A 19,125-nucleotide genomic window follows, 5' to 3' on the forward strand; every position below is an offset into this window, starting at 1 on the left:
TGGCTGTACGCCACGTCGCGGTGCGCTAGTTCGAATTTGGAGACAATCTGCTCGAAAACGTCTATCGGCGAACTGATTCCGGCTTAAGCCCCATCGCCCCTGGCTCCGGCGCCCACCAGAACGCGTTGATCACCGGATCAGCGCGGCCCCACGGATCCAGGAAGAACGGTCTTCCGTCCATCGCGCCGTTGTGCCGCCCGAGATGCGCGCAGTAGGCGTCCATCACGGTCACCGCGCCCGCCGCGGAACGCCAGGCGATCAGGTCGCGGCCGAAGTAGGTCATCCAGTGCACGTCCCCGACGGCGATCTCGGGCGACCAGGCCACTTGGAACCGTCCCGTCGGTTTCATCGATAGCGGCGGCTTGACCATGCCTGCTGCCCTCCCACTGCGCACAGAGAGTCGTGTATTCGTTTATCCGGAAGGGAGCGGGATGCCCTCAGGCCCGGTCCCGGTCCGCTCCGGGTTGTGGTGCGACGTAGGTGTCCAGCGCATGTCGCAGCCACCGTTCCCGCGATCGAAACGCCCGCCGGCTCACCTCGGCGCGGGGAACGAGCCGGTCGAAGCCGTGCCAGCAGCCGGGATGGACCTCGAATTCCACCGGCACGCCGCAGGATCGCAGGTCATTCACGTAGGCGATCGTCTCGTCCCGGAACGGCTCGAGGCCCCCGACATAGGTGAAGGTCGGCGGCAGACCTCGCAGATCACCGGCCCGCGCGGGCGCCGCGTACACCGGAACCCGCTGCGTCCCATGCAGATCCCGCAGATACAGCTTCCACGCCGACGCCAGCGTGACCGAATCGAGCAGGGGCGCGTCGTTGTCACGAGCCGATTCGGTGGACTGCCGGTCATCGAGCATCGGATAGATCGGCATCTGGAAGGCGATGTTCACCTCGCCCCGATCCCGCGCCAGCAGGGTGAGCGCGGCGGTCAGTCCCCCGCCCGCGCTCTCCCCCGCGACCGCCAGCTGGTCCTCGCGGATGCCGAGCCGAATCGCATTGTCGCGCATCCAGATCAAGGCGGTGTAGCAGTCGTCGAGGGCCGCGGGATACGGGTGGGCGACGCTGAGCCGATAGTCGGGCGCGACGACCACGCATCCGGTCCGCTCGGCCAAACGCCGGTAGATCCGCATGTCCTGTTCCGGTCGCCCGAGGAAGTATCCGCCCCCGTGCAGCCAGAGCAGTCCGGCAGCGGCGGTGGTGGGCGCCGGCGGCGAATAGACGACCACGCGCAGCCGCGTTCCGTCGCCGCGATCGATTCCGAACTCCTCGACCCGCAGGGTCTTCGGGCGGCGGGCCCGCGCGAGCCACAGCAGCCCGCCGACCAGAGCCCCGCCGACGCGAAGCCGCCTCTCACTGTGCCGAGACCCCAAGCGCCGCAACCACACACCGGTCGCACGCAGCTGACCGTCCATCATCGCGTCGGTGATCTGCATGCCGGCCCTTTCGCAGGTCCAGCGACGTTATCACAGACCTGGAAGCTGATACAGACACTAGTCCAGACTTCATGGCGTCAGTATCATCCAGACACATGTCCGAACTCGCATCCACCGGTTTCGAGGCAACCCGGCGGCGACTCACCGAGAAGCAGGCCGACACCGTCGACCGCCTCACCACGGCGGCAGTCGAGGTATTGTCCCGGGAAGGCTTCTCCGGCACGACGATTCGGCTGGTCGCCGCGGCCGCGGGAGTCGGCACCGCCACCGCCTACACCTACTTCTCGTCCAAGGAGCACCTGATCTCGGAGGTGTTCTGGCGGCGACTGGTCGCGGCCCCGAAACTGGACACCGGCACCGGGGATCCGGCCACCCGGGTGGTCGCCGTGCTGCGTCAGGTATCCCTGCTCGTGGCCAATGACCCGGCCCTCGCCGGTGCGGTCAGCAACGCACTGCTGGGCGACGATCCCGATGTCCGGCATCTGCGGGTGCGCATCGGCCGGGAGATTCGCGGCCGGCTCGCCGAGGCATTGGGATCCGATGACCCAGAACGGGTTTCGATGCTGGAGCTGCTCTACGCGGGCGCGCTGCTGCAGGCCGGGATGGGCCTGCTCTCCTACGAGCAGGTCGCCGACCTGCTGGAACGGTCCGCGCGCCGACTGCTGGCAGATCCCTCGGCCGAGTGATCGACGGGCACCGAACACAGGCCTGCACAGCACGCGGCCGCCGAATCGATTCACCGTCCGAAACCGGCCGCGGACCTTGTCGCGCGCCGCCGACCATAGTACCGTCCAGACACATGTCCATCACGTGTCTGGACAAGATTATTCGTGGAGGGATTTCCAATGACGCTGGTCAAGCCGCAGCGAGTGTCCGGGGGCGCGGATGAGCACGGACACCTGGAGGAGTTCCGCACCGATCCCATCGCGCTGATGCGGCGGGTGCGCGCCGAATGCGGCGATGTCGGGGCCTTCGAGCTCGCGGGGCGCGATGTGATCCTGCTGTCGGGCGCCGAGGCCAACGAGTTCTTCTTCCGCGCCAGCGACGAGGACCTCGATCAGGGCGCGGCCTACCCGTTCATGAAGCCGATCTTCGGCGAGGGCGTGGTCTTCGACGCGCCGCCCGAACGCCGCAAGGAGATGCTGCACAATCAGGCGCTGCGTGCCGACCACATGCGCGGGCACGCGGCCACCATTGCCCGCGAGGTGGATCGCATGCTGGCCCGCTGGACCGACGAGGGCGAGATCGATCTGCTCGAATTCTTCGCCGAGCTGACCATTTACACGTCCTCGGCCTGCCTGATCGGCCCCAAGTTCCGGGAGCAGCTGGACTCCCGGTTCGCGCATCTCTACCACGAACTCGAGCAGGGCACCGACGCACTGGCCTACGTCGACCCCTACGCGCCGATCGAGAGCTTCCGCCGCCGCGACGAGGCCCGCGCCGCACTGGTCGAGCTCGTACAGGCGATCATGGATCAGCGCGAGGCGAATCCGCCGACCGAAAAGGACGATCGCGACATGCTCGACGTCCTGATCTCGGTGAAGGACGAGCACGGCGTGCCGCGTTTCTCGGCCAGCGAGATCACCGGCATCTTCATCTCCATGATGTTCGCCGGGCACCACACCACCTCCGGCACGGCGGCCTGGACCATCATCGAGCTGCTGCGCCATCCGGACACGCTGGCCACGGTGGTGACCGAGCTCGACGAGCTGTACGCCGACGGCGCGGAGGTCAGTCACCATGCGCTGCGCCAGATTCCGAATCTGGAGGCCGCGCTCAAGGAGGCGCTGCGCCTACACCCGCCGCTGATCATCCTCATGCGTATCGCCCGGGCCCGGTTCGAGGTGTGCGGGCATCGGATCGAGGCGGGCGACATGGTGGCCGCAACGCCCGCCATCTCCAACCGGATACCGGAGGACTTCCCGGACCCCGACACCTTCGACCCGGGCCGCTATCTGGATCCGCGGCAGGAGGATCTGGTCAATCGCTGGACCTGGATCCCCTTCGGTGCGGGCCGCCACCGCTGTGTGGGCGCACCGTTCGCGCTCATGCAGCTCAAGGCGATCTTCTCGATCCTGTTGCGGGACTGGGAATTCGAGCTGGCCCAGCCATCGGAGACCTATCGCAACGACCACTCCAAGATGGTGGTGCAGTTGCAGCAGCCGTGCCGCGTCCGCTACCGGCGCCGCCGTCGCTGAGTCCGTCCCGGTCCACAATGATGCCGGCCCCTCAGGAGGCAGCCGTGTCCGCGCCGTCCATTCCCCCCGGATTCGATTTCACCGATCCGGCGCTGTGGGAGACCCGAAACCCCGTCGCAGAATTCGCCAGGCTGCGCCGCACCGCCCCGGTGTGGTGGAACCCGCAGACCGACGCCCAGTCCGGCGGATTCCGCGACGGCGGCTACTGGGTGGTCACCAAACACGAGGACATCAAGGAGATCTCGCGCAACGCGGAGCTGTTCTCCGCCCGGTCCAAGGGCGCGGTGATCCGCCTGCCCGGCGAGATCACGCCCGAGCAGATCGAGCTCACCGGCGCGCTGTTGCTGAACATGGATCCGCCCAAGCACACCAAGATCCGGCGCATCATCTCGAAGGGCTTCAGCCCGCGCGCGATCGAGGGATTGCGCGGCGCACTGGCCGAGCGGGCGGCCGCGATCGTGCGCGCGGCACGGGAAACCGGCGGCGGCGACTTCGTCGAGCAGGTGGCGTGCGAGCTGCCGTTGCAGGCGATCGCCGAATTGCTGGGCGTGCCACAGGAGGATCGGCGCAAACTGTTCGACTGGTCCAATCAGATGCTCAACTACGATGACCCGGAATACGGGGACAACACCAGCACGACCTCGTCGACCATCGCGTCGATGGAGATCCTCGGTTACGCCTGGACCATGGCCGAGCAGCGCCGCGCCGATCCGCTCGACGATATCGTCAGCCGGCTCGTGCACGCCGATCTCGACGGGGAAGCCCTGGGATCGGACGAATTCGGCTTCTTCGTCATCCTTCTCGCGGTGGCGGGCAACGAGACCACCCGCAATGCCATCACCCACGGGATGAAGGCGTTCATCGATCACCCCGAGCAGTGGGAGCTCTACCGGCGGCAGCGCCCGCGCACCGCGCCCGACGAGATCGTGCGCTGGGCGACGCCGGTGACCGCGTTCCAGCGCACCGCCACCGCCGACACCGAACTGGGCGGGCAGCCGATCCGGCGGGGCCAGCGGCTCGGATTGTTCTACAGCTCCGCCAATTTCGACGAGGACGCCTTCGACGACCCGTACCGGTTCGACATTCTCCGCGACCCCAATCCGCATCTGGCCTTCGGCGGCACCGGCGCGCACTACTGTGTCGGCGCGAATCTCGCCCGGCTGGAGATCGATCTGATGTTCAATGCCATCGCCGACGCGATGCCCGACCTGTCCGAGGTCGCCGCGCCCGAGCGGCTGCGGTCGGGGTGGATCAACGGCATCAAGCACTGGCGGGTCCGGTACGAGTAGCCGGGCCGCCGTATCGCCGGAGAGATCGCCCGGTGCATACTCGATCGGCGCGGATCGGACGAGAAGCTGTCCCCCGCAATCACATTGGGAGTAGATGATGAAGACCCGCCTGAGCTGCCCCTGCGGCGAATACATTCGCGGCGAGAACGAGGACGACCTGGTCGAGAAGACCCAGGCCCACCTCGCCGAGCGGCACCCCGATCACGACTATTCCCGCGACGAGATCCTCTTCCTCGCGTACTGATCGCGCATTCGGGGAAGTAGCTCATCAGGGCCCGGGGCGCGCCCAGGCGTGGCTCGCCTTCGCCGAGATCCTCGAGAGCGGTCGGCCCGGCTCCGAATGAGCCGGGCTCCCCCACTACTTCGACGGCAACGCGTTCTGCAGGCCGCCCACGTCGGTGATCTTCCATCCCGAATTGCGGTCGACGGTCAGCGAATACGTGACGGTGGTCTGGGCGCCGTCGGGAGTCTGCGCGCTCGTGGACGTCACCGTGAGGTAGGCGTTGACCTTGTAGATTCCGCCGGATTCGGAGATCACGGCCGCGGACAGGGGCGCTGCCTTGGAGCTCCACTGCAGCGGCAGCAGAATCTGTTCGAGTTGCGGTGCGGTGGCGTCGAATTTGGCCGAGAGTTGCGGCGTCGTGCCGGATTGCAGGCGGCCGATCCAGCCCTTCACGTCGTGATAGTCGATGGTGGAGGCACCCAGCGAGTAGTCCGTCGCGATCTGTTCGGCGTGCCGGTCGTCTGCCGCCTTCCCGTCACGGTCGGCGAGAGTGGATCTGGCCGACCAGTACAGCGATGCGAACGTCACCGCTACGGCGGTGAGCAGTGCGATACCGACGCTGACCAGGACCGTCGACAGTCGTATCGACACCGTCCGCGGCGCAGCCGCGCGATCGCCGGAAGCTGGTGAACTGCTTTCCGTTTCGACCGAGGCGGGTGCTTCATCGGTGAGTGCGCTCATGGTTGTGTCCTTCCGCCCGCGCGGTGATGCCCGACGGTGTCTGCGTTCATTTGATGGCGATCCGGAAATGCACTGCGCCGTCCTCACCGACGCCCTGCAGGGCCTGGTCGATCAACGCGCTGATATCGATGGCGGGTGCGCGACCGACCGCGTCACGCATCGGTTCGAGCACCGGCGCCAGCGGCGCGATGGCGGGACCGATCTTGTCCAGCAGCGCGTTCAGATCGGTGAGGAACGGGACGAGCCCGTCGCCGGTGAAGTAGTCGGGGACCGGCCGGCTTTCGGCCAGCAGTGAGCCCGAGGCGACGATCTGGTTGAGGGTGATGCCGAATTCGCCGAACTTCGGCCCGGCATCGGCGAGCGAGGGGCCGAGCCACTCCATATTGCCGCCGATGGCCTGCATGTCGGCGAACAGCTGCCGCAGGGCGGCGGTGCGGCTGAGCAGCGCGGCGGCGAGCAGGGTCGTCGATCGCTGCAGGGTCTGCACGGCCGCGTCCGTTCCGGCCAGCGCGGTATCGAAAGTGCCGACCAGGCGCGAAATCGACTCGGGATGAACCTGATTCAGCAGCTCCACCACCCGAGTGGACAGAGCCGTGATCGTCATCGGCGTCCTGATCCGGTCGGCCGCGATGGTCTGACCGTTCTGGAGATACGGCCCGGCGGCGGTACCGGGCGCGAATTCGATGTAGGGCTCGCCCAGCGCCGACAGCTGTTCGATGCGCACATCGCCGGCCACGGGGATGCGGTACCGATCGTCGATGCGCAGCCGAACCAGCACACCGGCGGGCTGCTTGCGAACCGACTCGGCGCGCCCCACCTGGATGCCCGACAGCAGGACCGGCGTATTCGGCCCCACACCACCCGAATCGGGCAGATGCATCTCGGCGACGATGAACGACCGCCGCGGATCCAGGTGGAGGACGCCCACCGACATGTAGCCGACGCCGAGGACCAGCACCGCGGCGATCGCCGAGAGCGACACTGTCGCACGCAGATTCATCGGACCACACCGATCATCCGGAGGGTGTCGAGAATCCGGCCGGTCTGCTCATCGGGTGACATCGCGGAACCCGCAGCAGGGTCGACGGCGACCTGGACCAGATCGACCTTCGGGCCCCGGTCGACGAAGGGAATGATCCGGTTCTGGATGAGATCCACCAGCCGCTTCATATTGGACGGGGAATCGGTGTCGAGCGGGTGCGCGCCGAAGAGCACGGGCACCACCGCCCGCACACTGCCGTCGAGCGATTGCAGCAGCGGCGCCAGCCATTTCGCGGCGGGTGCGAGCGGGTCCAGCGAGGTGAGCACGAAGATCACGCCGATCTCCGCGTTCACCGCATCGGTGGTGTGCTGCACGCCGTACGGGGTGAGCAGATCGTCGAGCACGGGTGCGTTCTTCCGTAATCCGTCGTCCACCGTCGCCTGCAGGCCGTCGAGCACCGCGTCGATCGAACCCAGGTGATCACCCAGATCCGACAGATCCGAGCCCAGGATCCCGGCGATGCGCGCCGTGTCCGCCGGATCCTTGGGGAGTATCGCGTTCGCCTGGCGGACGATGCTCTGCATGTCCGACACCGCACCGCTGCCCACAAAGGTGGACAGGCCCGCGAGAATGTCCTCGATGGAGGCCGATTGGGTAGTGTTCGCGAGCGGGATCGTCGCGCCCACCGCCAGCTCGCCTCCGGCCGGCGCGGCCGGTTCGGTGAGCGCGATGTGCACATCGCCGAGCGGAGTGTCCTGTCGCAGTTCTGCCGTGGTGCCCATCGGCAGTCGCACCGAGGTCCGGATGGCGATGTCGGCGATGGCGTATCCCCGGCGGGCGGGCCGGTCCGCAGCGGCGGCCACGGGGTCGACGAGCGTCACCCGGGTCAGCTGTCCCACCCGGACGCCATCAGCGATCACTTTGGCGCCCTGGGGAAGATTGAGCACGTTGGCGAATTCGATGTGCAGCGCATAGGTCGGGCCACCCACTCCGGCGCCGGGGACGGGCAGGTCCGCGGGCTGGAAGCCGCACCCGGCGGCGCAAGCCACGGTGAGCGCTGCGACCACCGACCGCGCCACGCGGCGTGACGCCTTGCTTGCGCGCCCGGCCGTCATCGCGCACCCGCCGCAGCCAGCAGCACGGGCAGGGCGGGCACCGTCACCACGCCGCCGGAGTTCCGGCACTCCTGACCGGTGAGTGCCCGCACGGCGGTGCAGATCTGATCCGTGTCCTGTTGCGCGAGCGCGAGTTTCGGCGGTGCGTAGCCGATGGTCGGCTTGCCGGACACCGGGTCGACAGCACTCGCGAACCCGTTCGCCACCGCGGGCGCCATCCGGATCACGTCCGCCAGCGAGCCGACCCCGGACGCGATCAGGTGCGGCAGGTCGGGAATCGACTCCAGTGCGCGCAGCGCGGGCGACCCCAGCATCATGAGCGCGTCGTTGGCCTGTGGCAGGACCTCCGCCAGCGCGGCGACGAGATCGATGATGGGCGGGAACGCGATCGTATCGATATCACCGAAGGTCTGCGGCAAGCCGGTCACGGTGTCCTGCACCCGATCCCATCCGCCGCGGGCGCGATGCGCGAGTTCGGTGAGCGCGTCCAGCAGCTTGCCGAGATGGCCGATCGCCGCATCGGGCGCCTGCAGCGCCCGGGACAGCGCGAGCAGGATGGCTTTGATCTGGTCGCCGGTGCCCGCGGTGGCGTTGTCCAGCGCGTCCAGCCCGTCGGCGAGGGCGGTGCGCTGACTCGGGTCCCGGGTGCCGTCGAGCTTGTCGACCAGGCCCGCGAGGGCCGCGAAGGTCTCCGAAAGGCTCTTGGGTGTCAGGGTTTTGGTGATGCAGTGGTCTGCGTCCCAGCCTGGCCCCGCGGGTTCGGCGCCGATCAGGGCCAGCTTCCGATCGGCGACCAGGGTGTCGCTGACCGTGACCGCGCCGACCTCCGGCGGCAGTTTGCGATCGGCCCGTATCTCGAATCGCACGCGTGCCGAGGTGCCGTCGGGCCGAATGTCGGTGACCCGGCCGACCGGCACTCCCATGATGGTGACCGCGCTGCCCTGGTACAGGCCGATGCTGTCGGGCATGTCGGCGCAGTAGCCGCGGAGCTGCGGATGCGGTCGGCTCAGTTTCAGGCCGATGGCGGCGGCCAATACGAGGGTCACGACCACCGTGGCCGACATCAGCCCGCGCGAGGCCAGGATTCTCCTCACCGTCAACATCCCCCTCCCGGAACGGGTACGCACACCGCCGAAACCGCGAGCGTGGCGGCGGACTGGTCGACGCTCACGCCGCCGCCGGCGGGCAGCAGCGGAAGCAGACGTTGTTCGAAGCCGCGCAGGGAATCCACCAGTGCGCCCAGCCGGCCGCCGAGTTCCGACAGCTTCGGGATCGCGTCGGCGAGCGGTTGCGCCCGCTGTTTCAGCGACACGTCCCACGCCCGGCCCAGCGGGGTCAGATCACGCAGCACCGCGGCCAGATCCCGCAGCGCCTGAGCCACCTGCACCTTGTTGTTCTGGACGATCGTCTCGAGGGTGCCCAGTGTGGTCAGCAGCCGCGCCAGCACATCCGAATTCTGGTGCAGCGCGGTCAGATACTCGTCGGCGAGGGACAGGGTGCGGGAGATGGCGGCGTTCTGTTTGTCCAGGATTCCCACCAGATCCCCGGCCGCACGGACGGCGACGCGGACCGAGTCCGGGTTCGCGCCGATCGACTGGCCCACGGCGGCGAGATCCTGCCGCAGGACCTCACCGTCGATCCGCTGGACCGGTTGTATCGCGTCCTGGAAAGCCTGAGTGAGGTTGTAGGGCACGATGACTCGATCAGACGGTATCACCGACGACCCGAGTGGCTTGCCCCCGGCGGGTTCGACCGCGACGTAGTAGCCGCCGACGACCGTGAGCATGCGGATGTCGAGGGTGGTCTGATCGCCGAGGAACGCCCACTCCGAGACGGTGAACTCCATGCGGACCCGATCCGCCAGCAGGGTCAGCGATTTCACCTTGCCGACCGGAATGCCCGCGATTCGGACATCGTCGCCGGGCCGGACGGCACCGGCCTGGGCCATCTCCGCCGTATAGGTTCGCTCCGGGGAGGTCCCGGAGATGTAGACGGCGCTGATCGCGATCACCAGCACGACCGCGGCGCAGATGCCGGCGATCCCCCAACGAAGGTCGCGGGCGGACTCTCCCATCGGCGTGCGGTGCGGGGTGCGTCGCCGCCACGAAATCATCTGTGACATAGGACGATCCTTTGTCCGGCGATCAGCATGCGCAGGGGTTCGGGTGCGGTGGCAGCGCCATGTGAGCAGGTCATGGCGGCTTCCGGGCCGGTCGCCGGGACGGCGGCCGTCATTGCCTGGATCAGGCCGGGCAGGCGGTCGAAGACGGCTACCGCCTCCCGAGGATCCGGGAACGCCTGTTTCAGTACGGCGTCCAGGTCGTGATCGGGGGCGCCGGTGACGCCCAGCACGGTCAGCATGCTCCGAAGTGGTTGCAGCACCGGGGGAATCTGGTCGGAGAAGCTGACCAGACCGGGCAGCTTGTCGCTGATGGTGACGAACAGGTCGGTGAGGTTCGTCAGCAGTTTCATCGCATTGCCCGATCTGCCGCCGAGGTGATCGGAGATCTGCGACAGGTTGGCCACCAGGGTCGAGAGCACCGCCTGCCGGTCCGAGGCGTAGTGGCTCAGCTTCTCGATGGCGCCCAGCGCCGGTCCGAGCCCGGTCCCGTCACCCTGGATGACGGCGAGCATGCCGGCGCCGAACTGGTTCAGGTCCTCCGGTGACAGTTGCGCCAGCACCGGTTGCAGGCCCTTGAACAGGGTCGTGATGTCGAAAGCGGGGACGGTCTCCGCGGTGCCGAAGACCATTGCCGGACTCCGGTGTACGCCGGGCTTATCCGGCTGTTCGATGTCGAGATAGCGGAATCCGGTGAGGTTCTGGTACCGGATGGCGATCTTGCTGTTGACGAACAGCGGGTGGGCGCGGGTGACGCTGAACCGCACCCGCGCCAGCGTGCCGTCCAGCCCGACGTCGCCGACCTTGCCGACCTGAACGCCGTAGAGGCGCACGTCGTCACCGGGGCGCAGACCGTTCGCATCGGTGAACAGTGCTGTGTAGGAGTCGGTTTTGCCGCTGATGGGTCGTTCGACGACGCGGAACACGCCCGCCAGCACCACACCCATCAGCGCGGTTGCGAGGGCCACGCGCAGTAGCAGGGCACGGGTGGACATCAGCGGCCTCCCGTCACCGGGTGCGAGCCGAGGACCGCCGCGAGCGGCGTCGCCAAACCGGGCACGCCCGTCAGTTCCACGGATGCGTTCAGCACCGGTCCATCCGGTGTGTCGTGGAACGCCGCGCCGAGCCGGGTGAGCAGTTCGGTGAGCTCGCTCGCGGTGCGGTCCGGCGTGCTGATCGACGCGGACACCTGGTCGAGAATCGTTGTGCCGATGGGCAACAGGCCGGAGAAGTAGCGTTGCGAGGTGCCGAGCAGGGTCGTGGCGGTAGGCAGCAGATCGGTGCGGATGCCGGAGAACATGGCGCCGAATCGGGCCAGCTGTTCCGGGGAGGCGAGCTGCTTGTTCACATAGCTCGCCTCCAGGACGGCCAGACCGCCGGTCAGCATGGGCGGCAGTCCCGCCAGTGCCGAGCCGAATCGGTCGAACAGCAGCGACGGCGGCAGCTGCTGGGTTTCGGCGAACGCCCGGGCGATGGCGCCGATGGCCTGCAACAGCGGGGTGAACGCGCTGAGGTCGTGTGCGATGGTGCGCAGCAACTCGGTCAGCTGCGGTGTGAGCACGGTGCCGGTGAGTTTGCCGGTGGACTTCAGCAGGGTCGCCAGCGTCGCGTCCCGGACCCGATCGGCCGTCCCGGTCAGATCGACGGTCATCCCGTCGGTGAGCACCGTGCCGCCCGTCGCCGAGTGCAGGTCCAGGGCGCTGATACCGAACAGGTTGCCCGGCGCGTAGTCGACGGTCACCGCGTCGGTGAGGCCGAACAGCTGGGAACCGGTCAGGCTCAGCATGATTCGCTGGCGACCACGCCCGGCGACGTCGATGGCGCCGACCGATCCGACGCGCACGCCGTCGAGCCGCACATCGGTCCCGGGCCCGACGCCCGCGCCGACCTGGCTCACCACCAACGCCACATGGATCTCGTCGGCCGGTGCGGATACCGGCCACGCTTGCCGGCCGATGCCGGTGCACACGGCGAGCACGAGCGCGCACACGCCGAATATCCGCGCCCGGCGCGGGCCGACTTCGGTTCCGGGCAGTGCATAAGGTGGCATGGCGTTACCCGGTGAAGGAGATGGGCGAGCGGAATCCCCACAGCACGATGGTGGCGACCATGTCGAGGGCGATGATCGACACCAGGCTCGCCCGGATCGCGCGCCCCGAGCCGATCCCGACGCCCTCGGGCCCGCCGGTGGCGAAAAACCCTTGGTAGCAGTGGATCAGCACAACCGACACCGCGAACAGCATCACCTTGATGGTCGCGGCGATCACGTCCCAGCCGGCGACGAACTGATCGAAGTAATGGTCGTAGGTGCCCGAGGGCGTGCTGTGGACGGTGGTCACGATCACCTCGCACGAGAAGTAGCTGAGTATCAGGGCGACGACGAATGCCGGTGCGACGGCGACGATTCCGGCGACGACCCGGGTGGTCACCACGAACGGCACCGACCGGATGCCGAGCGATTCGAGAGCGTCGATCTCCTCGGAGATGCGCATCGAGCCGATCTCCGCGGTCATCCGGCACCCGGCCTGCGCCGCGAAGCCGACGCCCGCGGCGATCGGCGCGAGCTCGCGCGTCACCCCGAACGCCGAGATGAGGCCGCTGAGCTGGCCGAGGGACAGCAGATTCAGGGCGCTGAAGGCCTCGATGCCGATGGACGCGCCCATCGCCGCACCCAGCAGCAGCATCAGCGGCACCACACCGCCGCCGATGATCACCGAGCCGCGTCCCCAGGTCATGTCGGTGATCACCGCGATCGTCTCGCGCCGGTAGTGGACCAGCGTGTACGGCAGCGACGCGAGCACCTGCCAGCCGAAACCCAGTGCGAAACCGATGGATTCGATCGGGTGCAGCGGATGTACGAGACCGCGGCGGGCCCACCGCGATCCGGCCGGGAGGTAGGACGCCGCCATCACGCCATCCTCACCGGGAAGAACATGGTGACCACCTGGGTGATCGCGGTGTTCAGCACCGCGACCGCCGCCACCGACATCACGACCGCGGCATTCACCCCGTCCGCAACACCGCGCGGGCCGCCCTTGGCCTCGAGCCCGCGCTGACAGGCGATCACCACCACCAGCAGCCCGAAGATCAGGGCCTTGGCCAGCGACACCCAGATGTCGATGGGTGTGGTGAAGGCGCCGAACGATTGCCAGTAGCTGCCCGGAGTGACATCGAGCGCGGCCACCGCCACAGCGAATCCCGAGGCGATGCCGATGCACACGATCAGCACATTGAGCAGCGGGGCGACCAGCATCATCGCGGCGATGCGCGGAACAACCAGGCGCTGAATGGGATCCACGCCCATGACCCGCATCGCATCGACCTCCTCGCGAATGGTCCGCGCCCCGAGATCGGCCGCGATCGCGGCCGCGCCCGCACCACCGAGCAGCATCGCGGTGGCCATCGGCGCACCCTGCTTGATCACCCCGAGCCCACCGGCCGCGCCGATCATCGAGTCGGCGCCCAGCTGCGAGACGATATTGCCGACCTGCGCGGAGACGATGACCCCGAACGGAATCGCCATCAGCACGCTGGGAATGGCGGTCACCCGGATCAAAAACCAAGCCTGCGTGAGCGTTTCGTGCACTGGGAAGCGCAGCCGCACGACATCGATGACACCGATGTGGATCGCGCCGGCGCCGATCCGCAACGCGCGCCCCAGTGTGGCCAGGCTCGACAGCACGGTCTCGGCGAAGTTTCGGCGCAGTACCCGCGCCACGGTCATCCCCTCGGCATCCGGCCGCACCGGCATCTCAGCCGTCGACATCGAACCTCCTCGTACGACCGGTCTTTCAACCCTCGAGGGCTAGTCGGACGCCGCGCGCCGACCCCCGCCCCACGGCCGTGTGATCAACCTCGATCTGTGCGCGGGTGACGCTACCATATGAAATGGACCACATTCCAGACACTGGTCTAGAAATGTGCTCGCTCACCAAGCCAGGCGGATTCTGTCGCTGCGGGACACGCTGCTACGCGAGCGCCCGGTGGATAAACGCTTGCAGGGCAGCGTCGATGGGATGGGGCTGCGGCACGACGGCGGGACGGTTCCAGCGTTGGAGGTTCACAGCGGCGGAGAGTTGGCGGGTGCCGTCGACGCTGGTCATCGAGATTGCGCCGCCGCCCCAGACGGAGCCGTCGTGGCCCCAGCAGGTAGCGGGGCCGGGGGCCGGCAGCGTTTGGAGGCCGAGACCGTAGTCGAGGGTCTTTCCCTCGAACGAGATGACCGGAACGGTGCGCTGCATCTCCGCCAGGGCTGGGCGGCTGATGATTTCACCGGCGAGCAATAGGCCGAAGAAGTGGTTCAGGTCCGCGACGGTGGAGATCAGTGACGCCGACGGTCCGACCCACGACATGTCGAAAACGCTGTAGTCGCGCGGCGGTTCGATCATGCCGAACCACGACTCGTAGTGCAGGGAGTGGGGACCGTCGATGTGCGCTCCGGCCGGGAGTTCGGTGTCGCGCAGCCCGGCGCGCTCGATGATGTCGCTGGTGATGCACTTCTCGGCCGAGGTGCCGGTGACCGACTCCAGAAGTTCGCACAGCAGAAGGTAATTGGTGTTCGAGTAGATCCCCGGGGTGCCGCCCGTGGCTCCGGTGGGGGGCGCCGAGACACCCATCTCGATCAGCTCGGTCGGGTGGAAGCGGGTGAATCGGTTGTCGTCCAGGCTGTCCGGCGTCGTCCGCGCCAGGTCCGGAAAGGCCGCGAGTGACGGGTAGGCATGGGGCAGGTATTCGGCGAGGCCGCTGGTGTGGTTGAGCAACATCCGTACCGTGATCGCCGCACCCCGATCCCCGGGAACCAGACGGGGTAGGTAGCGGCCGATCGGTGCGTCGAGCTCGATCTCACCGTTGTCGACCTGCCGCAGTACGGCGGCGGCGGTGAACGTCTTGGTGATGCTGCCGACGCGGTGGCGCATATCGCTCGTGACGGGCCGGCCGGTTGCGACGTCGGCGACTCCGGCTGCGCCACACCAGATCTGGTCACCGGCGCGGACTTCCGCGAAGATTCCCGGCATGCCCGCACGGTGGACGGCGTCCAGGGCGGCCTGCAGCAGCGTGGAATCGAGGGTGGTGGTCACGACATGTGTCCTCTCGTTGTCGATGTCGATGGCCACCACTATCGGCCGGGCTACCCGGCCCGGTATTGGAAAAATTCTCCCCAGGCCCGGTACCGGTGCCGGGCGATGGCGGGCAGATAGTGTGCGGTGAGAGCCCTCGGGGTGTCGTTCGCGAAGATCGATACATCGCGGCACAGGTGCGCCTGATCGGTGTACCCGCACTCCGCCGCCACGTCGGCGGCGGGCCGGCCCGCCATCAGTTTGTCGACGGCATACCGGAATCGGGCCAGCATCGCCGCCCGCTTGGGAGTGAGTCCGATCTGGGACTCGAACCGCGACCCCAGCCGCTTGTGACTCCAGCCGAGCGATCGGGCGAGTTCGCCGATCCGCAAGCGGCCGTGCGCGGACTCGATTCGAAACCAGGCCTCGAGTACCTCCGGGTCCGGCGACCGATTCTGGGTGTCGCACTGTGCCAGAAACGATTTCGTCAGTGCGAAACGCTCGTCCCATGCCGGGGCGGAGGCGAGCTGCTCGCGCAGTACCCGAACCCGCGGTCCCCAGAGATCCTCCAGCGCGACAACGCCGCAGCCCAAATCGATTGGGGGAACACCCAACAGGGAGTATGCCTGTATCGGCGACAGGCGAATCTCGATACACGCGGCTCGTTCGCTGCGTACGCGCATGGCCGAGAGGGCGAGCCCGGCAGCGAACCCGTCGAGAGTTCGCCGGCCGATGACATCGTCGACAAGCACCGCGCTGGCACCGAAGCCGATCACCACGGTGACCGCCGTCGTCCCGGCAACCCGGAGGTCCAGTCCGGCCCTGCCCATATCGCGATAACCGATCATCGCGCCGCCCGGCCATCCGGCATCGTCCGGACCCGCGAAATCCCACCCCGTACCGGGCTCGTCACCGAAGTCCACAGCATCCACCCCGTCCAGGCTACAAACCCGGCGGACTCACCTCGGTTACGCGGGGTGGGCCCAGGTCGCGGCAGCAGGCTCGATGCGGGTAATCAGCCGGCCTGGCGCATCAGGCCCTGGGCGGAGACGGACGCCACCAGATCACCGGCCTGGGTGAAGATCTGGATCCGACCGAACATTCGGCCGCCACCGGCGAACGGGCTCTCGCAGTGCAGCAGCAGCCAGTCGTGCATCGTGAACGGCCGATGGAAGGTGACGGTCTGGGTGAGCATCGCGGACGCGCCGCGGCCGCCGCGGCGCGCGATCTCGGATTCCGAATACGGGCGCAACGCGACCGGGCCCAGGAAGCCCTCGCTGCCGTGCGCCAGCAGCGCGCGACCGAGGCCGGGCAGATCCGGCGCCTTGTCACAGCGCATCCACACATCCAGGGCCGGCGGTCCCGAGAGCTCGGCCGCGAGCGCGTCCGCTCCGCCGAGTGTCCGCACCTCCCAGGGCAACAGCGCACACGGCAGCTCTTCGCACTCCTCCGGCCCCGGCACCCCCTCGGGCAGGTGCGCACCGTGGCTGAGGAAGTCCGGCTCCTCCGCGCTGAGCATCGTCAGCACCCGCGCGTGCTCGCGCCCCTCCTGGGAGAACGAAACCTGGACCGTCGCCAGCGCCCGCCCCGACTGCACCACCTCGACCGCCACATCGACGTCCCGGTCGGCATACCCACCGCGTGGAAAGACGCCGTGCAGCGACTGCACGGCCATGTGCGGCACCGTCCGCTCCGCGGCAACCACGGCCTGCGCGAGCGTCTGACTCCCGAGCGTCGTCGGCAGCGTCGAGGTGACATTGCGAGCACGGAACCGACCCGCCCCGACCTCGGTCAGATCGAGGACATCGAGCAGATCGGCCAGGTCGACCACCGGCCACATATGCGTTCCACCAGCCATTGCGAAATATTTGCACACGCCGGAAAGCACACGATCGGCGATTCCCGATGAGCGGCATGGTGAAGTGTTCGAGCCGGTGGCGATCGCGACCGAGGTCACCCGCGCGACACGAGGGCCGGCTCGGTCATTCACCGTGGGCCGGAGGCGGCCGGGTGTACTGTCTTCGTGGTCGATCCAGGCGTGCCCACCGGGACCCGAACGGCCGAATTGTGTTGAATGCTGCCCTGATTGGGGATGTGGTGAGGTCGTCTCGCGTCAATCGTCAGGTCCGGTCCCTCCGGCTGGCGCTGACTGTCGTTGTGATCGCCGGTTCGCTCATCGGATGCGGATCGCCCTCGGGGACATCACATCCGGCGGAGACGTCGAGCGTTGTCGCCGACGCCGCGGGGTTCGTGCATCCGGGAGTGTTGGAGTCGCGGGGGCAGCTGGATTTCGTGCGGCAGCAGGTGCGGGCGCAGGCGCAGCCGTGGAAGGCGGCCTTCGACACGATGATGGCGAGCCAGTACGCGGGCCTCGGGTACGTGGCGAAGCCGCGGGCAGTAGTTGATTGCGGACCCTACGACCACCCCGACAACGGGTGCAGTGATGAGCGGCGCGACGCCGACGCCGCCTACACCAGTGCGCTGGCGTGGTATCTGACCGGTGACGAGCGCTATGCGCGGAAGTCGATTCAGGTCATGGATGCGTGGTCGGCGACGCTCACCGATCACACCGGCAGCAACGCCCCGCTACAAAGTGGATGGGCGGCCTCGGTGTGGACCCGCGCGGCCGAGATCGTCCGCTACACCTACTCCGGCAGCTGGCCGGATCTGGCTCGATTCCAGGACCTGCTGCGAAACGTATACCTGCCCAAGGTAATCACCGGCTCCACGTCGAACGGCAACTGGGAGTTGTCGATGATCGAGGCCACCCAGGGCATCGGCGTCTTCCTCGAGGATCACCACGCCTACGACACGGCGGCAACGATGTACCTCGATCGCGTCCCCGCCTATATCTACCTCACCTCGGACGGTCCACAACCGCGGATCTCGGTCCGCACCCACGCCTCCACCCCGGATCAGATCACCAAATACTGGTGGGGCCAATCGTCGCTCGTCGACGGCGTCGCACAGGAAACGTGCCGCGACTTCGCGCACACCGGATATGGCCTGTCAGCGATCGCCCACATCGCCGAAACCGGCCGCATCCAACAACACGACCTCTACCCCCAAGTAGCCGACCGCCTCCGCGCCGCCCTCGAACTACATTCGAAATACGAACTCGGACAACCGATGCCGACCTGGCTCTGCGGAGGGCAGCTACAACGCGAACTCGGCCCCGTCACCGAGGTCGCCTACAACGCCCTGCACAACCGAATGCACCTGGACCTCCCCGACACCGAGCGCCTCACCGACAAGCAACGCCCAGCCGGGCTGGACATGTTCTCCATGTGGGAAACCCTCACCCACGCCGACAATCCGGGCTGAGATACCGGAGCCAACCACGCGCTGACCGAACCGGCCGGCGCGGGCGCTCCGAAGATCAACGGGCTGAGGTCATCTCACCCGACTGGGCGCGCCAGCTGTGCACGGAAGTGCCGACCTTCGCGCAGTAGGCAGACCGTTCTCAGGTGGCCGCCGGTACGAGGGGTACGGCCAGATACGGTTATTGTTCGTCCAACCTCTTCAGCTGATTCTGCAGAGCTCACCGCCAGGAAGGCCAATGGATCCTCTCGGAGACTCGCTGCTCGCTCGCCTCGTCGGTCTCGAACTTGCCTCGGTGGTATTCGTCAGGGATTACCTCCAGCTCGACTTCGACGGCCCACGCTTGTCCTGCTACGTTTGGCCAACCATCGACGCCGACGGTATTACTCGGTCCCTGGGAGATGCCGGGTATCGAGATACGCTGTGCGCCTTGATCAGCCAGACCGTCGTGTCGATCGATGAAGCTGTTGGCACCGGGCTTCTCCTGCGGTTCGCGATAGGTGCCCTCTCCATCCATCCGGCACTCGAGGAACTGGGAGGCCCCGAAATCGCGGTGCTCTCGGGGTTTTCCGACATGTGGGCCGTGTGGCGTCCCGGTGAGGGGACATTCGCCGGCCTGGGGTGAGAGAAGAACACATTCACGTGCC

The 19,125-nt window shown here is 67.6% G+C and carries 19 protein-coding genes and 1 pseudogene; 6 read left to right on the forward strand and 14 right to left on the reverse strand.

Features of this window, described 5'->3' with window-relative positions; genetic code table 11:
* Positions 1–184: 184 nt before the first annotated feature.
* Both ACWEQQ_RS36115 and ACWEQQ_RS36120 read right to left on the reverse strand, forming a co-directional pair.
* A pseudogene (locus ACWEQQ_RS36115) lies at positions 185–370 on the reverse strand (Rieske 2Fe-2S domain-containing protein); the annotation flags it as partial.
* 67 nt (positions 371–437) lie between these two features.
* Positions 438–1,433 (reverse strand): alpha/beta hydrolase, encoded by a 996-nt coding sequence (locus ACWEQQ_RS36120; RefSeq protein WP_452351379.1) that lies wholly within the window; start codon positions 1,431–1,433, stop codon positions 438–440.
* A 95-nt stretch (positions 1,434–1,528) separates the two neighbouring features.
* Between ACWEQQ_RS36120 and ACWEQQ_RS36125 the strand changes: the two genes are divergently transcribed.
* From ACWEQQ_RS36125 to ACWEQQ_RS36140, 4 genes are all read left to right on the forward strand, one after another.
* Positions 1,529–2,119 carry a TetR/AcrR family transcriptional regulator gene (locus tag ACWEQQ_RS36125; protein ID WP_452351380.1) on the forward strand — a complete coding sequence of 197 codons (591 nt, stop codon included), beginning with the start codon at positions 1,529–1,531 and terminating at the stop codon, positions 2,117–2,119.
* A 159-nt stretch (positions 2,120–2,278) separates the two neighbouring features.
* The gene (locus ACWEQQ_RS36130) at positions 2,279–3,631 is read left to right on the forward strand and encodes a cytochrome P450 (RefSeq protein ID WP_452351381.1); all 1,353 of its coding nucleotides are present in this window, start codon (positions 2,279–2,281) and stop codon (positions 3,629–3,631) included.
* 44 nt (positions 3,632–3,675) lie between these two features.
* On the forward strand, positions 3,676–4,920 hold the full coding sequence (locus tag ACWEQQ_RS36135) for a cytochrome P450 (protein WP_452343253.1): 1,245 nt from the start codon (positions 3,676–3,678) through the stop codon (positions 4,918–4,920).
* 97 nt (positions 4,921–5,017) lie between these two features.
* Positions 5,018–5,164, forward strand: a complete 147-nt coding sequence (locus tag ACWEQQ_RS36140; protein ID WP_354845559.1) for a DUF1059 domain-containing protein — start codon at positions 5,018–5,020, stop codon at positions 5,162–5,164.
* Between the two features lie 114 nt (positions 5,165–5,278).
* On the opposite strand, the gene ACWEQQ_RS36145 is transcribed toward ACWEQQ_RS36140, so the two are convergent.
* The 12 genes from ACWEQQ_RS36145 to ACWEQQ_RS36200 all read right to left on the reverse strand — a co-directional run bounded on the left by ACWEQQ_RS36145 (position 5,279) and on the right by ACWEQQ_RS36200 (position 17,015).
* Positions 5,279–5,884, reverse strand: coding sequence for a hypothetical protein (locus ACWEQQ_RS36145; RefSeq protein WP_452351382.1), 606 nt, complete (start codon positions 5,882–5,884; stop codon positions 5,279–5,281).
* Positions 5,885–5,930: 46 nt separating this feature from the next.
* On the reverse strand, positions 5,931–6,884 hold the full coding sequence (locus ACWEQQ_RS36150) for an MlaD family protein (RefSeq protein ID WP_452351383.1): 954 nt from the start codon (positions 6,882–6,884) through the stop codon (positions 5,931–5,933).
* Positions 6,881–7,981, reverse strand: a complete 1,101-nt coding sequence (locus ACWEQQ_RS36155) for an MlaD family protein (RefSeq protein ID WP_452351384.1) — start codon at positions 7,979–7,981, stop codon at positions 6,881–6,883. The genes ACWEQQ_RS36150 and ACWEQQ_RS36155 overlap by 4 nt, the downstream gene beginning before the upstream one ends.
* Positions 7,978–9,084: an MlaD family protein gene (locus ACWEQQ_RS36160; RefSeq protein WP_452351385.1), complete on the reverse strand. Its 1,107-nt coding sequence runs from the start codon at positions 9,082–9,084 to the stop codon at positions 7,978–7,980. Before ACWEQQ_RS36160 ends, ACWEQQ_RS36155 begins: the two co-directional genes overlap by 4 nt.
* On the reverse strand, positions 9,078–10,103 hold the full coding sequence (locus ACWEQQ_RS36165; RefSeq protein ID WP_452351386.1) for an MlaD family protein: 1,026 nt from the start codon (positions 10,101–10,103) through the stop codon (positions 9,078–9,080). Before ACWEQQ_RS36165 ends, ACWEQQ_RS36160 begins: the two co-directional genes overlap by 7 nt.
* Positions 10,091–11,095 carry an MlaD family protein gene (locus ACWEQQ_RS36170; RefSeq protein ID WP_452351387.1) on the reverse strand — a complete coding sequence of 335 codons (1,005 nt, stop codon included), beginning with the start codon at positions 11,093–11,095 and terminating at the stop codon, positions 10,091–10,093. Before ACWEQQ_RS36170 ends, ACWEQQ_RS36165 begins: the two co-directional genes overlap by 13 nt.
* On the reverse strand, positions 11,095–12,150 hold the full coding sequence (locus tag ACWEQQ_RS36175; protein WP_452351388.1) for an MlaD family protein: 1,056 nt from the start codon (positions 12,148–12,150) through the stop codon (positions 11,095–11,097). Before ACWEQQ_RS36175 ends, ACWEQQ_RS36170 begins: the two co-directional genes overlap by 1 nt.
* Before the next feature lie 4 nt (positions 12,151–12,154).
* Positions 12,155–13,012: an ABC transporter permease gene (locus ACWEQQ_RS36180; protein WP_452351389.1), complete on the reverse strand. Its 858-nt coding sequence runs from the start codon at positions 13,010–13,012 to the stop codon at positions 12,155–12,157.
* Entirely contained in the window at positions 13,009–13,866 is an 858-nt protein-coding gene (locus tag ACWEQQ_RS36185) for an MlaE family ABC transporter permease (protein ID WP_452351390.1), read from the reverse strand. The genes ACWEQQ_RS36180 and ACWEQQ_RS36185 overlap by 4 nt, the downstream gene beginning before the upstream one ends.
* A gap of 202 nt (positions 13,867–14,068) precedes the next feature.
* On the reverse strand, positions 14,069–15,178 hold the full coding sequence (locus ACWEQQ_RS36190; RefSeq protein ID WP_452351391.1) for a serine hydrolase domain-containing protein: 1,110 nt from the start codon (positions 15,176–15,178) through the stop codon (positions 14,069–14,071).
* Positions 15,179–15,228: 50 nt separating this feature from the next.
* Positions 15,229–16,089 (reverse strand): helix-turn-helix domain-containing protein, encoded by an 861-nt coding sequence (locus tag ACWEQQ_RS36195; RefSeq protein ID WP_452351392.1) that lies wholly within the window; start codon positions 16,087–16,089, stop codon positions 15,229–15,231.
* An 83-nt stretch (positions 16,090–16,172) separates the two neighbouring features.
* On the reverse strand, positions 16,173–17,015 hold the full coding sequence (locus ACWEQQ_RS36200) for an acyl-CoA thioesterase (protein ID WP_452351393.1): 843 nt from the start codon (positions 17,013–17,015) through the stop codon (positions 16,173–16,175).
* 404 nt (positions 17,016–17,419) lie between these two features.
* Between ACWEQQ_RS36200 and ACWEQQ_RS36205 the strand changes: the two genes are divergently transcribed.
* Both ACWEQQ_RS36205 and ACWEQQ_RS36210 read left to right on the forward strand, forming a co-directional pair.
* Positions 17,420–18,481 (forward strand): alginate lyase family protein, encoded by a 1,062-nt coding sequence (locus tag ACWEQQ_RS36205; protein ID WP_452351394.1) that lies wholly within the window; start codon positions 17,420–17,422, stop codon positions 18,479–18,481.
* Positions 18,482–18,716: 235 nt separating this feature from the next.
* Positions 18,717–19,103 (forward strand): hypothetical protein, encoded by a 387-nt coding sequence (locus tag ACWEQQ_RS36210; protein ID WP_452351395.1) that lies wholly within the window; start codon positions 18,717–18,719, stop codon positions 19,101–19,103.
* The last annotated feature ends 22 nt before the right edge of the window (positions 19,104–19,125 follow it).

It is taken from the genome of Nocardia sp. NPDC004123 (assembly GCF_053603795.1).

Bases quoted from the DNA above. Each gene is read 5' to 3' on its own strand.
- ACWEQQ_RS36155 (WP_452351384.1), bottom strand. From the start codon at position 7,981: ATGACGGCCGGGCGCGCAAGCAAGGCGTCACGCCGCGTGGCGCGGTCG.
- ACWEQQ_RS36175 (WP_452351388.1), bottom strand. From the start codon at position 12,150: ATGCCACCTTATGCACTGCCCGGAACCGAAGTCGGCCCGCGCCGGGCG.
- ACWEQQ_RS36170 (WP_452351387.1), bottom strand. From the start codon at position 11,095: ATGTCCACCCGTGCCCTGCTACTGCGCGTGGCCCTCGCAACCGCGCTG.
- ACWEQQ_RS36150 (WP_452351383.1), bottom strand. From the start codon at position 6,884: ATGAATCTGCGTGCGACAGTGTCGCTCTCGGCGATCGCCGCGGTGCTG.
- ACWEQQ_RS36185 (WP_452351390.1), bottom strand. From the start codon at position 13,866: ATGTCGACGGCTGAGATGCCGGTGCGGCCGGATGCCGAGGGGATGACC.
- ACWEQQ_RS36120 (WP_452351379.1), bottom strand. From the start codon at position 1,433: ATGCAGATCACCGACGCGATGATGGACGGTCAGCTGCGTGCGACCGGT.
- ACWEQQ_RS36210 (WP_452351395.1), top strand. From the start codon at position 18,717: ATGGATCCTCTCGGAGACTCGCTGCTCGCTCGCCTCGTCGGTCTCGAA.
- ACWEQQ_RS36145 (WP_452351382.1), bottom strand. From the start codon at position 5,884: ATGAGCGCACTCACCGATGAAGCACCCGCCTCGGTCGAAACGGAAAGC.
- ACWEQQ_RS36130 (WP_452351381.1), top strand. From the start codon at position 2,279: ATGACGCTGGTCAAGCCGCAGCGAGTGTCCGGGGGCGCGGATGAGCAC.
- ACWEQQ_RS36140 (WP_354845559.1), top strand. From the start codon at position 5,018: ATGAAGACCCGCCTGAGCTGCCCCTGCGGCGAATACATTCGCGGCGAG.
- ACWEQQ_RS36160 (WP_452351385.1), bottom strand. From the start codon at position 9,084: ATGTTGACGGTGAGGAGAATCCTGGCCTCGCGCGGGCTGATGTCGGCC.
- ACWEQQ_RS36125 (WP_452351380.1), top strand. From the start codon at position 1,529: ATGTCCGAACTCGCATCCACCGGTTTCGAGGCAACCCGGCGGCGACTC.
- ACWEQQ_RS36165 (WP_452351386.1), bottom strand. From the start codon at position 10,103: ATGTCACAGATGATTTCGTGGCGGCGACGCACCCCGCACCGCACGCCG.
- ACWEQQ_RS36200 (WP_452351393.1), bottom strand. From the start codon at position 17,015: ATGGCTGGTGGAACGCATATGTGGCCGGTGGTCGACCTGGCCGATCTG.